The organism is Halomonas sp. 3F2F, assembly GCF_014897805.1.
GTDB lineage: Bacteria > Pseudomonadota > Gammaproteobacteria > Pseudomonadales > Halomonadaceae > Vreelandella.
The window spans coordinates 62,229-75,917 of the sequence record NZ_JABUZE010000088.1 but is presented as its reverse complement, the minus strand read 5'-3'; the positions used below and the strand labels follow the sequence as shown (position 1 = coordinate 75,917).

The 13,689-nt window shown below is 53.3% G+C and carries 14 protein-coding genes; 1 reads left to right on the top strand and 13 read right to left on the bottom strand.

Translation table 11 applies throughout. The features are described 5' to 3' along the window. Nucleotides 1–136: 136 nt before the first annotated feature. From INT21_RS10715 to INT21_RS10695, 5 genes are read right to left on the bottom strand one after another with little or no spacing between them, the layout of a single operon-like run. A complete protein-coding gene (locus INT21_RS10715; RefSeq protein WP_193061817.1) occupies nt 137–940 on the bottom strand; it encodes a 3-keto-disaccharide hydrolase in 804 nt (267 codons plus the stop codon). A gap of 17 nt (nt 941–957) precedes the next feature. After that, nucleotides 958–1,617 carry a gluconate 2-dehydrogenase subunit 3 family protein gene (locus INT21_RS10710; RefSeq protein ID WP_193061818.1) on the bottom strand — a complete coding sequence of 220 codons (660 nt, stop codon included), beginning with the start codon at nt 1,615–1,617 and terminating at the stop codon, nt 958–960. Further along, entirely contained in the window at nt 1,614–3,302 is a 1,689-nt protein-coding gene (locus INT21_RS10705; protein ID WP_193061819.1) for a GMC oxidoreductase, read from the bottom strand. Before INT21_RS10705 ends, INT21_RS10710 begins: the two co-directional genes overlap by 4 nt. Nucleotides 3,303–3,338: 36 nt before the next feature. Further along, entirely contained in the window at nt 3,339–4,238 is a 900-nt protein-coding gene (locus INT21_RS10700) for a hydroxypyruvate isomerase family protein (RefSeq protein ID WP_193061820.1), read from the bottom strand. A 47-nt stretch (nt 4,239–4,285) separates the two neighbouring features. Continuing rightward, nucleotides 4,286–5,173 (bottom strand): sugar phosphate isomerase/epimerase family protein, encoded by an 888-nt coding sequence (locus INT21_RS10695; protein WP_193061821.1) that lies wholly within the window; start codon nt 5,171–5,173, stop codon nt 4,286–4,288. A gap of 328 nt (nt 5,174–5,501) precedes the next feature. Between INT21_RS10695 and INT21_RS10690 the strand changes: the two genes are divergently transcribed. After that, entirely contained in the window at nt 5,502–6,368 is an 867-nt protein-coding gene (locus INT21_RS10690; protein WP_193061865.1) for a DMT family transporter, read from the top strand. A gap of 44 nt (nt 6,369–6,412) precedes the next feature. On the opposite strand, the gene INT21_RS10685 is transcribed toward INT21_RS10690, so the two are convergent. The 8 genes from INT21_RS10685 to INT21_RS10650 all read right to left on the bottom strand — a co-directional run bounded on the left by INT21_RS10685 (nt 6,413) and on the right by INT21_RS10650 (nt 13,519). Next, entirely contained in the window at nt 6,413–6,937 is a 525-nt protein-coding gene (locus tag INT21_RS10685) for a DUF192 domain-containing protein (protein ID WP_125751138.1), read from the bottom strand. Next, nucleotides 6,934–8,139, bottom strand: a complete 1,206-nt coding sequence (locus INT21_RS10680) for an ABC transporter ATP-binding protein (RefSeq protein WP_268763025.1) — start codon at nt 8,137–8,139, stop codon at nt 6,934–6,936. Before INT21_RS10680 ends, INT21_RS10685 begins: the two co-directional genes overlap by 4 nt. Continuing rightward, entirely contained in the window at nt 8,132–8,800 is a 669-nt protein-coding gene (modB, locus tag INT21_RS10675) for a molybdate ABC transporter permease subunit (RefSeq protein WP_193061822.1), read from the bottom strand. Before modB ends, INT21_RS10680 begins: the two co-directional genes overlap by 8 nt. Next, on the bottom strand, nt 8,800–9,567 hold the full coding sequence (modA, locus tag INT21_RS10670; protein ID WP_125751145.1) for a molybdate ABC transporter substrate-binding protein: 768 nt from the start codon (nt 9,565–9,567) through the stop codon (nt 8,800–8,802). Before modA ends, modB begins: the two co-directional genes overlap by 1 nt. Nucleotides 9,568–9,570: 3 nt before the next feature. After that, nucleotides 9,571–11,055, bottom strand: a complete 1,485-nt coding sequence (gene pyk, locus INT21_RS10665; protein WP_193085177.1) for a pyruvate kinase — start codon at nt 11,053–11,055, stop codon at nt 9,571–9,573. A gap of 97 nt (nt 11,056–11,152) precedes the next feature. Further along, complete coding sequence (locus INT21_RS10660; RefSeq protein ID WP_089039710.1) at nt 11,153–12,001, bottom strand: glutathione S-transferase N-terminal domain-containing protein; 849 nt, start codon at nt 11,999–12,001, stop codon at nt 11,153–11,155. Nucleotides 12,002–12,093: 92 nt separating this feature from the next. Then, nucleotides 12,094–12,585, bottom strand: a complete 492-nt coding sequence (locus INT21_RS10655; protein WP_089039711.1) for an ureidoglycolate lyase — start codon at nt 12,583–12,585, stop codon at nt 12,094–12,096. Between the two features lie 112 nt (nt 12,586–12,697). After that, complete coding sequence (locus tag INT21_RS10650) at nt 12,698–13,519, bottom strand: bifunctional allantoicase/(S)-ureidoglycine aminohydrolase (protein ID WP_193061824.1); 822 nt, start codon at nt 13,517–13,519, stop codon at nt 12,698–12,700. Between the last annotated feature and the right edge of the window lie 170 nt (nt 13,520–13,689).

The window sequence follows — 13,689 nt, the reverse complement described above, 5'->3', positions numbered from 1 at the left end:
TTCAGCCGCTTTCTTTTATACCCTGTGAGAAATCCGGGCTAGTGACAACATCTATAACGCAAAAAAACCCAGCCCCCGATACTGTCTAGCATCAAAAGACTGGGCTTGCTCGCTTTGGGTACTTAAAAGCGTTTTGCTATAACTCTCTTACCCAGACGTTTCGAAAGCTGACGTCCGCATCGTGATCTTGCAGGTAAATGGGGGCGCAGCCGTGGGCTTCTTCGTAATTGGGTTCGCCAATCCACTCGGTGGTGCCTTGCACTTCAGCATGGTGCTGAACCACGACACCGTTATGCAGCACGGTGATGTAGGCAGGCGATTCAAGGGCGCCTTCACCATCAAAACGCGGTGCAGTGTAGAGGATATTATAGCTCTGCCACTCACCGGGCTGGCGCGATGCATTGACGAGTGGGATATGCTGTTTATAGATGGAAGCCGCCTGGCCGTTGGGATAGGTCGGGTTATCGTAGGAATCCAGCACCTGAACTTCATAACGCTCCTGCAGGAAGACGCCGCTATTGCCACGATCTTGGCCATCCATGCCATCGATATCGGCCGGTGATCGCCACTCCAAGTAGAGCTGCACGTCGCAGAAATCCTGACGTGTGCGTATACCGCCCGCGCCGCGATTCACCGTCATCACGCCGTCTTCCACGTGCCATTCAGCCTGCCCGCCCTCTTCGGCTTCCCACGCGCCTAAATCGGTGCCATCGAATAGCACGATGGCATCGGAGGGAACGCCTGTATCAGGCACTGAAACCGAAGGGGGCACAGGCTCCCAGACTTCAGTTTTGGCGGATTGCTGTTCGGGTGTCAGCGCCTCGTTCGAGGCACTTTCCTGTGCCACGCTGTCGAATGCCAGCAGACTGCCGCAGGTCAATAGGCAAAGTGTCTGAGCACAGGAACGCAACTTTAGTCCACGTATGTGTTGAGTCGTCATAGATGCTTTCCTTTCCATTATGTGGCCCATGCAGGTTCGCCGTTGTATGGCGCGCAGCCCTCGTAGCGGCCTGGCACCGCTTCGTAACGCAAGACTTCCGTCGCGCCAACTTCTGAGGTGAAGAAGCCGAACAGCGTTAACTGCTTCATCATGGTGAAGTAGTGTGGAAGCGCTTCATCGCTATTCGCGTGCTCCTGTGATGACTGGGTTTCCGCCGTTTGATTTTGCGCGGTCTGGGTCTCTGCAGTCAGTGCTTCAGCAGGGGTTGGCTGCTCTCTGCTAGCATGTTGCTGGGCGTGCGCCATCGCTTCGCGATCCAACTCGGTTATAAGCGCTAATCGCTGCTCGCCATTTAACGCCATAAAATCGCGCCCATAAGCAGCCCGGCTGCGCGCTTCAAGTTGGGCTAAACCAAAATAAAACACCTCTCTTTCTGAGGGCGTATAGCAGTCGCTGACGAACAGGGCCATAAACTCCCCGACACCAGCATCTTTGGCGCCTGGGGTATCGGTTCTGGGCAGAATGGTTTCGGCAAGTTCGTCCAGTCGCTCTACATCGCGGCTGCTAAAGGGATGGTTTGACTGGCCAGCATCGCTAAAGGCAAATAGGGATTTACCTCCAATCATCGCGGTACCGGTCGTCAGGGCGATCATTTTGAGTAATTCGCGACGATTCATGACAAATTCCCCCGCTTGAGCTCTTCCACGGCATAGTCCACCGCCCGAGCGGTAAGCGCCATATAGGTCAGAGAAGGGTTCACGCAAGAGGATGACGTCATGCAGGCGCCATCGGTAACGAAAACGTTGGGCGCATCCCATACTTGGTTATGGCTATTCAGCACTGACGTTTTCGGGTCACGGCCCATACGTGCAGTGCCCATTTCATGGATCCCCATGCCCGGCGCGTAATCGCCTACCTCGCCTTTGACGTTCTTCACGCCCGCGGCCTCAAGTAAATCGACCGCATCTTGAACCATGTCCCGACGCATATCGCGCTCGTTTTGCTTGAGTTCAACGTCGATCGATAGCACCGGCAGCCCCCATTTATCGCGAACGCTGTGGTCAAGGGAGATGCGGTTATCGTGATCGGGCAGCATTTCGCCGAAGCCTGTCATACCGATCGTCCAACCGCCTGGCTGGCTAAGTGCTTGCTTTAAATCAGTGCCGATATTGAGCTCAGCAATTTCGCGATCCCAGCCCTCGCGGCTCGCCGCTCCTTGATAACCAAACCCGCGCACGTAGCTTCGCTGCTCATCGCCTACGTTGCGAAAGCGCGGAATGTAAAAGCCCGCAGGACGACGTCCGAAGTAGTATTTGTCGAGATAGCCTTCCACTTCGCCACTGGCACCGCAGCGGAAGTGGTGATCCATCACGTTGTGACCCAGTTCGCCACTGCTACTGCCCAAGCCCCCTTCCCAGACATCGGTAGCGGAGTTCATCAAAATCCAGGTAGTGTTGAACGTAGACGCATTGAGGAAGATGACATCAGCGGTGTACTCATGGACTTCATGGGTCTCAGCGTCAATCACCTCAACGCCCCGCGCCCGCTGGCGGTCTTTGTCATACAGCACCTGGCTGACAATCGAGAATGGCCGCAGGGTCAAGTTGCCAGTAGCCACTGCAGCCGGCAAAGTAGCTGATTGGGTACTGAAATAGGCGCCAAAAGGACAACCCAGCCAGCACTTATTGCGGTATTGGCAGTTGACGCGATTTTGTTCCGGCTTTGGCTGGGTAATATTGGCCACCCGGCTGTGGATAAGATGGCGCTGCCCACCAAAGGCCTCATTAATACGCTTGGCGGCATCTTTTTCCACACAGTTAAGCGGTATCGGCGGCAGAAACTCACCATCGGGAAGAATATCTAGCCCTTCCTGGGTGCCTGCAATACCGGCAAAGCGCTCTACATAGTCATACCACGGGGCGATATCTTCATAGCGAATCGGCCAGTCGATGGCGATGCCTTCACGCTGGTTGGCCTCGAAGTCCATGGGGCTGAGCCGATAGCTTTGCCGACCCCAAAGCAATGAGCGCCCCCCTACGTGATAGCCGCGAAACCAGTCAAAGCGCTTCTCTTCTACGTAGGGATTGGCCTGCTCATCCGCCCACATGCCCATGGTGGCTTCATTAAGGGGGTAGTCGCGCTTGAGCACGGGGTGTTTAGCGATCATCTCCTGGGTCGGCTCATTGCGGTGGGGATAATCCCACGCCTCTTTATTGGCATTGTGGTAATCCTTCACGTGCTCAATATTGCGCCCACGCTCAAGCAGTAAAACCTTCAAGCCTTTTTCAGTGAGCTCTTTAGCGGCCCAGCCACCGCTAATGCCTGAGCCAACCACGATGGCATCGTAGTGATTATCTGGCATGGTCATTTTCCTTATTGTGTTGTTGTTCGCGCCGAATCACACATCGCAGCGCTGAATAGCCGCTTGTAGTGATTCTATTTTTGCCTGTTGGCTAGTACGGTCAGGGAGAAATTCTTGGGCGATATAGCCCTGAAAGCCGGTATCTCGAATAGCGCGGCAAATTGCGGGGTAGTTAAGTTCTTGGGTGTCGTCTATTTCATGGCGCCCGGGCACACCAGCAGTATGGTAATGGCCGAAAAAGCGATGGTTTTCACGGATAGTGCGAATAACATCGCCTTCACTAATCTGCATGTGATAGATGTCATAGAGCAGTTTGAAGTTGGGCGAATCGAGGCGACGGCAAAGCTCGATCCCCCATGCAGAGTTGTCGCAAAGGTAATCAGGGTGGTCGATTTTGCTGTTGAACAGCTCCATCTGTAGCACCACGCCTTTTGCCTCTGCCTGGGCAAGAATCTGCTTTAGTCCCGTTTCGGCATTTTGCAAACCCTGTTCAGGGTTCATACCTCGGGCATTGCCGCTAAAACAGATGAGATTGGTGTAACCCGCTTGGCTGACCAGATCGATATGTTGAAGGTATCGCTCAATCAGCGCTGAGTGAAAGCGGGTATCGCCCCAGCCATCTTCAAGACTCAACTCAGCGCCATTACACATGGAGGAGTCGAGTCCATACCGCTGAAGCACAGGCCACTCTTCTGGCCCCACCAAATCAATCGCCGTAATGCCCAGCTCGGTTGAAAGCTGGCAAAGCTCTTCCAGAGACAGAAAATCAAATGTCCAACGGGCGACCGAATGATGAATATTGCCTTTTAGTGCCTGCTGAGCAGGCGCATCGTCAGCTAGGGCTCGAGATCCAAGCTGAGGTAGCGCCGCCAGACCAATAGCACCGGTAACGCTGTGGCGCAGCAGGCTACGCCGATCAAGAAGGTAGCGCTTCATAAAGTATCCTCGCGTTCGTCACCTAAATGAGATGGCCTAGGCGTGCATTACTCTTCTCGAAGCGCTGTCAGTTTTTCCTGCAAGAAGCTGTTGCCCTCGGTAATCACCGCTTCTGCGTCGAGTGGCATATCGTGTTCGATGATGTACCACTCAACATCAGCGGCCTCGGTGGCGGGCAAGATGGCATCCCAATCCAGTACACCTTCCCCGAGTGTCGCGAAACCGCCCTCTTCTTCAGCGGTGCCTTCTGGAGCATTATCTTTGGCGTGAACGGCAAACAGTTGCCCATCGAAGCGCGAGACATACTCAACCGGGTCAAACCCGCCACGTGCCACCCAGGCGATATCCAACTCTGCCAGCAGATCAGATCCAGCCGCATCAAACAGATGCTCTAACGCGGTTTTACCGTCATACACTTCCATCTCGAAATCATGGTTGTGGTACGCCAACCGGAAACCTTCGGTATCGAGCTCAGCGGCAATCTCACCTAACTCTTCACCCAGCGCCTGCCAGCCCTCGACATCGCTAGGCCGTGCATCCTCGGCTAGATAAGGCACTGTTAAGGTGTCATTACCCACCGCCTGATTAAACTCCACCGTTTCATCTAAGCGATTGCGCAAATCGTCTAGCTGTACATGACTTGAGATCACCTCAAGCGCGTGTTCTTCTAACAAAGCGTTGAGTTCTTCGGCTGATACTTCCTGGGTTCCGACCGTCTCAATGGCAGAGATTCCCGCCCGATTTACGGCGGCTAACTGCTCCTCCAAATTGCCAAAATCACGCAGCGTATACATTTGAACAGCAATGGGTAATTCTGCTGTGCTGCTTTGTTGAGCTTGAGCAACGCCAGGCATACTCAGCACTGACAGCGTCACTGCGCTAGCAGCCAGCAGAGCCTGTGTGCCCAAACGTTTTGGGCGTAGCGGGGTATCCATATCCACCTCATTGTTGTTGGCTTGTTATGCGTTGTAAAAGTGCCGACGCCAAAAATGTAATCGGTTACATTTTTTTAGAGCATCACCGAAACATATGCAAGAAAAGGCTGATTTATTGGTCTTCGATGAGTGGATGATAACGTTATTAAAACGTCAATTAAGGAGTAAATTATTGATTATAAAGTTTTAAATATTGTTAAAAAGAAACTTTAAACTTTGGTATGACGCACTACAACAACACAGTGGAACCGTAGTGTTTTGCATTATTTTTGCAGTCACCCGAGCTGCTATAATGAGCATCTTTTTTCATCTAGCCATGGATATCACCGTGCCACTACGCGACCTGTTGTTAGGCCTATTTGTCATCGCCATTTGGGCGCTGAATATTATTGTCATAAAGGTGGGGGTGGCGGAGCTACCGCCACTACTAATGACTACCCTGCGCTTTGCGCTGGTCGCTGTCCTATTGGTGCCTTTCTACCCTGTCGCTCGCGCTCAGCTGCCTTTTTTGCTCTTACTCTCTTTCACGTTTGGCAGCCTGCATTTTGCGCTGCTGTTTATCGGTTTAGGCCAAGCAGAAGCAGGCACTGGTGCACTGTTGGTACAGATGGGTATGCCGTTTGCCACGCTACTGGCAGTGGTATTTCTTAAAGAAAAACTGGGAGCAAAGCGCATCGCGGGGCTGCTGTTCTCTTTCGCGGGCATCATTGTGCTCGCAGGCGGGCCAACGTTGCCCTCGCCACTGCCGCTGACGATTCTTTTGTTAAGCGCGTTTGGCTGGGCAGTTTCCCAACTGTTGATTAAGCGCGGTCCGCCTATCGCTCCCTTAGCACTGGCAGGCTGGGTAGCGCTGTTTGCGGTTCCTCAGGTCGCGTTAGGGTCTTGGCTATTTGAAACAGGCCAGTGGCAGGCCATTCAGCAAGCAAGCTGGCGCGGATGGGGAGCGATGATTTACACCGCGGTAATGTCATCAATTGTTGCTTATGGCATTTGGTATGCCTTACTACGCCGTCATCCTGTGAATCGCGTGGTACCAATGACCTTACTGGTACCGGTACTTGCTGTTGGCTTGGGCGTGCTATTGATGGGCGACAGCTTAGGAATCCATAAGCTGGCAGGCGGGGGGCTTGTGGTAGCCGGTATTGCTCTGATCGTGCTCAACGTTGGTAAGCGTCGTCCAGCAAAGCCATTGTAGTACGCCGGTGTCGGCGTACTGTTTCTAAGTGCCTGTTATAAGTGCTATGCATCAGGGCGGCAAAACCCAGCCAAAGCAGGGACTGATACACAGTCGCCCACCTGGATACCACGCTCAGCGAAGTAGCCTGCGTTAACTTCCAGCGCAGCATGATAAGACGCACCTGCGGGGTATGCGGGGCACTCACGAGGGCTATCGGACGCGCAGGGTTGCATGGTGTTGATCGCCACAATCCGCCCTTCGCCGTTGATAAAAGCAATATCCAAGGGGATTAACGTGCGGTACATCCAAAAGGCGTTGCCAGCGGGCTGTTCGCTCTCGAACCGGAACAGCATGCCACGCGCTTCCGGCAGGTGCTCGCGTTCCATTAAGCCGCGCTGTCGCTGAGCGGCGGTCTCGGCAACTTCAACGTCTAATCGATGAGGGCCTTCCTGGCTGTGAACCGCTAATGGCAATGTCGAGGCTTGGCGAGATTCATCAGCCCAAGCGCTCAACAGCGGCAACGGTAAGCTCGCCGCTAGTGAAACTCCCAAAGACGTCTTCAGTAGCTGACGGCGAGTAACAGTCATGGCAGGTTCCTTTTATGGTGAGAGGGCATGTTATTAGCGGACTGGTTATTTGAAGCTAGGTTATTTGAGGATATATGGCGTGACGACATAGCCACATGTTTTCCTGACATAATATGAATGCCTTCAGCAAGCAGCGACACATATACCGGCTCCCCCAGTGCTAGCTGGTTGCGCCTAGCAGCATGGGTGGCAATATCGAAACGTAGCATATCGCCATGCAAAACGCGCAGCGAGATTGAGGTGATACCGCCGAGAACGATCATTTCATGCACAATAGCGGCCACCGGGTTTTCACGCTCACCCTGTGAAGGCCGACCACGGCGATGCAACACAATATCGGAAGGCGGTAAGTACCACGTCACTCTCTCACCCAGCGGCAGACCAGAGAGGCCTGCGGCAACCTCTAAGTATCGATCCCCCCACTGCAGCCGTTTGTGACCATTAACACTGGTTACTTCACCCTCAAAAATATTGTGGCGATCTAAAAGCCTTGCCACCAGCGGCGAAGCAGGCCGCCGAAATAGTGCTTCCGGGCTCCCCTGCTGAAGACTTACGCCGTTATGCAGCACGCAGATTTGATCTGCTAGCGCAGTGGCTTCTTCTAAATCGTGGGTAACCAAGATAATGGGAATCGATATTTGCTGACGCAACAGCGCCAGTTCTCGCTGCAATCGGCGTCGGGTCACCTGATCAACGGCTGAGAAGGGTTCATCTAGCAACAATACCTGCGGTTCACGAGCTAAGGCGCGTGCCAGCGCCACTCGTTGGCGCTGGCCGCCAGAAAGCTCGTTAGGAAAGCGCTTTTCCAGCCCCTCCAAACGCACATTGGCAAGCCACTGCTGCGCACGGAGCGGACGTTCAGAATAAGGAAGATGTCCCAGGGCAAGCTGGACATTCGCTAGCGCACTGAGATGGGGAAACAGCGCATAATCTTGAAATACGATGCCGATTTTTCGCTGCTGGGGGGTAAGCGAGTAGCGCCGCTCCGTTGCTAACCAAGTGCTGCCCAAACATGCCACATGGCCCTGCTCTGGCTGATACAGGCCAGCGATAGTACGCAGTAACGTGGTTTTGCCACTGCCGGACGGGCCTACCAGTGCTAGAAGTTCGCCCGCAGGACAGCTAAATGTCGCATCCAGCGGTATCGGACCGCACTGCTTAGCCATTACCTCCAGCCCACTGCCCGTATTCACTTTAGCCACGTCCCCACCTGCGCTTGCCTGCAAGCCCGTATACCAGACCTAGGGTCGTTAACGACACCAATAACAACAGCGCTGACATACGTGCGGCCCCCTGCTCATCGAACGCCTGGACCCGATCATAGATAGCAATCGCTAGCGTGCGGGTTTCCCCATCAATCGCACCACCGACCATTAAAATCACCCCAAACTCTCCCAACGTATGGGCGAATGTTAATGCGAGAGCGGAAAGAATGCCCGGCCATACCAGCGGTAGTTCAATGCGCAAAAATGTTTGCCAAGGGCTCAGCCCGCTGCACCAGGCAGCTTCACGCAGATTAGTTGGCACATTCTCAAACGCACGCTGAATAGGCTGAATTGCAAAAGGTAAATTAGCGATTAGTGAGGCGAGCAAGATACCGCTAAAAGTAAAGTTGAGCCCGCCTCCTGTTAACAAAGCCCAAACACTTCCCAGGGGAGCGTCACGGCCAAATTGTTGTAGCAAGTAAAAGCCAAGCACGGTGGGTGGCAACACTAACGGTAACGCCACTAGCGCTTCGCATAGCCCTTTGCCGCGAAAATGTGCGGTAGCCAATGCACGGCCTAGCCACACCCCAACGGGCAGCAAAAAAAGACAGGTCAAGCCTGCTAAGTGCAGCGATACCGAGAGCGCTGTCCAGTCCATTAATCTGTATTAAAACCGTACTGTTGGAAAATAGCCTGCGCGTCTGCTTGCTGAAGCCATGCATAAAAAGCCTGAGCCACCTCTCCTGCCTGAGGTGTAAGTACCATACGTTGACGCAACGGTGTGTGCCACGCTTCGGGAATCAATACAAACTCACTTCGCTCGCTGAGGGTTGGAGCCAGCACTAATGAGTACGCTACTAACCCACCCCGGGCATCATCCGACAGAGCAAACTGCAGCGTTTGCGATACATTTTCGCCTTGAATGCGCAATGGCTCGCTAGCTTCCCACAGCCCAGCCTGTAGCAATACCTCTTGAGCAGCAACTCCGTAAGGCGCGTGCTCAGGGCTGGCAATCGCGATACGCTGACGCTGCCCCTCCTCAAGTGCGGCAATAGCTTCATAAACACCAGCAAGCGGCGTGTGTGCCTCAGGTGGTGGGTACTTTCCTTTAGGCTGCGCCCACGCTAGCCGACCACGAGCGTAAATAACGCCCTCGTTATCGACGTGGCCTTGTTGATAAAGCGCTTGTACAAAAGATTCGTTCGCCGAGAGAAATAGCTCAAAGGGAGCCCCTTGAGCAATTTGGCGGCGAAAATTTCCGGAGGAACCAAAATTGAGGCGCAGGGCATGGCCCGTTTGCTGGGTAAAGCGTTGCGCAGCCTCTTCCAGTGCAAACTGCAGATTAGAAGCTGCTGCAATAATAGGTGCGCCTGCAAACACAGGCGCAGTAACAAACAGTAAATACGTTAATAGCAGGATTCGCATCAATCAGCGCTGCGCTTGCTCAATATGCTGTTCGGTAATTGCCATGATCTTCATGGTATTAGTGCCGCCATGAGCGTTCATATGATCACCTCGAGTCAGTATCACATGATCGCCAAGCTTAACAACACCCTGCTTAACCAACAGCGTCAGTGCTTCGTCATTCAACTCTGTGGCGCTCATTGCTGAGGTATCAAACGGCAGTGATACAACACCACGATAAAGCGCCATACGGCGTTGAGCAATGGGGGTGTGGGCAAGTCCTACGATAGGTAAGCCTGAACGAATACGCGAGGCAATTAGCGGCGTATAACCCGAAGAGGTCATACAGGCAATCGCAGTCACGCCTTTCATATGGTTAGCAGCATACATTGCCGAAAGTGCAATGGTTTCGTCTGGCCGTGAGAAACCTTCATGAATACGGTGTCCTGACTCTTGGGCAGTTTTCTCACGCTCGGCGCCTAAGCATACTCGTGCCATCGCCTCAACGGTTTCCAGTGGGTAATCACCTGCAGCCGTTTCGGCGGAAAGCATTACCGCATCACTGCCATCCAGCACCGCGTTGGCAACGTCGAATACCTCTGCACGGGTAGGCAGCGGCGCAGAAATCATGCTTTCCATCATTTGCGTGGCGGTAATCACAGCGCGGTTAAGCGAACGTGCGCGCTTGATCATGCGCTTCTGCACGCCGACCAACTTGGCATCGCCAATCTCGACCCCTAAATCACCACGCGCCACCATGACCGCTTCTGATGCTTCAATAATGCCGTCAAGGGTTGTCTCATCCGCTACGGCTTCAGCACGTTCCACCTTGGCAACTAAGCCAATATCTTTACCTGCTTCACCGAGTAGACGGCGCGCCTCTAACATATCTTCCGCATGACGAGGGAATGAGATAGCAAGGTAGTCGACACCAATCTCAACAGCGGTTTTTAGGTCAATTTTATCTTTCTCGGTCAACGCGGGAGCAGAAAGCCCACCGCCCTGTTTGTTAATACCCTTATGGTTGGAGAGCTTACCGCCCACCACCACGTCGGTGTGTACCTGTTGGCCATCTACTCGTGTGACATCCAGTACCACACGACCATCATCTAGCAGTAGGCAGTCACCGGCCGTCACATCTTGCGCCAAGGTTTTGTAGTCGCAGCCCACTTGGTGCACATCGCCCGCATCACCATCAAGCGCCATATCGAGAATAAACGGCTGGCCCTCTTGAAGAACCACAGCGCCCTCTTTGAAGCGCGCGATACGAATTTTAGGGCCTTGAAGGTCACCCAGCGCTGCGACACTTCGGCCCAGCTGAGCAGCAATCTCGCGCACGCGCATTAAGCGTCGACGATGATCATCCGCGGTGCCATGCGAGAAATTTAAACGCACCACATCAACACCCGCCGCTAACATGGCTTCTAAGACACCTTCCCGGTCGCTGGCGGGGCCCAGGGTGGCGACAATTTTAGTACGACGGATCGAAGAGAAGTGCAGTGCGTTCATAATTTTCCTAATTATTAATAGAATGAGAATAAAAACTTAATAAGCGTTCATCAGCGTGGGGACGACTACCTCTGGCGCGTCACCACTCACAGGGTAACTACTGTGCCAACGCCTGCTGGATGAACAGCTCGCAATGCTGCCGTGCAGGACGGTTTTGCAGCCCCGCCCAGTAATGTTCGAATTCAGGACGGCGTGGAAGAGTTCCAAACTGCATTCCCCATCCAATGTGGGAACCGACATAAACATCGGCGGCGCTAAAAGCATCACCAGCGATGTAGCGGCGTCCATTAACGGCCGCAGCCAGAACCTCAATCACCGTCGCAAAGTCGCCAGAACCTAGCCGCATACGCTGCTCTGCATCAGGTTGGAAGCCCAAGCTATTAAGCGAGGCAGCGGCTTCTAGCGGCCCAGCAGCGAAGAATAACCAGCGATAATAGTCGCCTCTTGCTGAAAGCGGCGGTGCCAAACCAGCCTCGGGGAAAGCATCGGCAAGATAAGCACAGATAGCGGCAGCCTCCGTGACCACTCGCTCACCGTGGCGAATAGCTGGTACCTTGCCCATCGGGTTGATGGCTAAATAGTCTGGCGAATGCATTGTGGACCCATACTCCAGGACCACTAAGCGATAAGGCACACCAAGCTCTTCAAGCATCCAGTGCACAATGCCTCCCCGCGAAAGGGGATGCGTATAGAAAACCAGTTCGTCAGACCGTTCGGCGGCTGGCTCACTGAGCGTTGGGGGAGGTAATTGAGCGCTAGGCGGGAGAACATAGCCTTGGCCTGGTTCACTAACAATCTCGACCCCAACGGCTCTAAGCACAGCAATATCTTTGTAGAGAACACTCAGCGGTATACCTAGCGCTTCAGCCAGATCCGCACCGCTGACTGGGTCGTCGTAGTGACGCAGCATTTTGAGTAGTTTTGGCAAACGGTGGGCTTGTGACATGCTGGTCTCCTACGCGCAATGTGCGCTCTATTTTTCTCGTTCAGTCAAAAGCTAACCTGAGCAAGATGACAACCGTATGCTGTTAGCGCAAGTTATTCGCCTAGAGTAACGGTAATATCAAGCGAATACTCATCGCAGTTATTGCCATCACCTCCCCTATCTACCACTAAAAACTCGCCCTCACGCTCAAGCACCGACTGAATAGCATGCCAAGTGCCTGCCCGGTAATTGACGCCCTGACGGCCATCAGTAACGAACGCGCGTACATCTGCAGCGTTAATGGTGTCACCAGGGGGGGCTACCACCACAATAAAGCGCTCTTGATGCAGCGGCATAAAGGCTTGGCTACCCTGAGGGTGACGCTCTAAAAAGGTTAATTCCAACGGTAGCGTAATCGGCTGGCTGACAAAAATATTAATCAGCGCATGGGCGTTGTCGCCTAATGTCTCAACGCTCGCCAGATCATGATGGCGCTGGGTACGACCAGCATTAATGGGAAACGACGCTGATGTGCGGGCATCTATCACATCGCCAAAAGGCGCAAACGCCTCGGCTGTTAGTGGTTCGGCTATCAATTTAATCATTATAAAATCCTAAAATAGGCTGCTTCTCCGAATAACAACACAGCGAAGCAGCCAACGCCGGAACTTATATACCAGAACTTGTATACCAGAACTTAAACGCCTGAGCTCAATGCTAGAGCTTGAGTGCGGCGTGGCGGTTGACGTCTTTGTACAGTAAGTAGCGGAATGGCCCCGGACCACCGGCGTAACACGCTTGAGGGCAGAATGCGCGAAGCCACATAAAGTCGCCTGCCTCTACCTCAACCCATTGCTGGTTAAGGTGATACACCGCCTTCCCTTCCAACACATAAAGCCCATGCTCCATCACGTGAGTTTCATCAAAAGGAATCACGCCACCTGGCTGAAAAGTCACGATATTGACGTGCATGTCGTGGCGCACATCAGCAGGATCGACAAAGCGCGTGGTTGCCCAGCGACCTTCGGTTCCCGGCATTTCGAGGGGAGCAATGTCTTGCTCATTGGTGACAAAAGCCTTCGGTACGTCTAGTCCCTCTACAAACTGATACGCTTTACGCACCCAGTGAAAACGTACGGGCGCAGATGACTCATTGCGCACTTGCCAGTGGCTACCTGGGGGAAGAAACGCATAGCCACCGGGGCGCATCGTGTGGCGCTCACCCGCCAGAGTAAGCGTTAACTCACCTTCCACAATGAACAGTACGCCTTCGGCCTGGGGGTCTAACTCCGGCTTTTCACTGCCGCCCTCAGGCTGTACTTCCATAATGTATTGCGAGAACGTTTCAGCAAAGCCTGAAAGCGGACGCGCCAGCACCCATAACCGAGTGCCTTCCCAGAAAGGTAAGTTGCTGGTGACGATATCGCGCATCACGCCTTTGGGAATCAACGCATACGCTTCTGTGAACACGGCACGGTCAGCGGTTAGCTGTGTTTGTGGCGGATGCCCCCCGGTAGGGGCGTAGTAGTTAGCTGGCATTTTAGAACCTACATGACTTAGTGAAGACACAATACTCTCATATTGTATACAAGATTAACGAGCCACAATAAAGCGATTTAACGAAATACTTGTGAAACAATTCTCCCAAGAGTAAATTATTTGGCAACTTTCGTTTCATAAATCTAAAACTATACGGATATGCCCATATA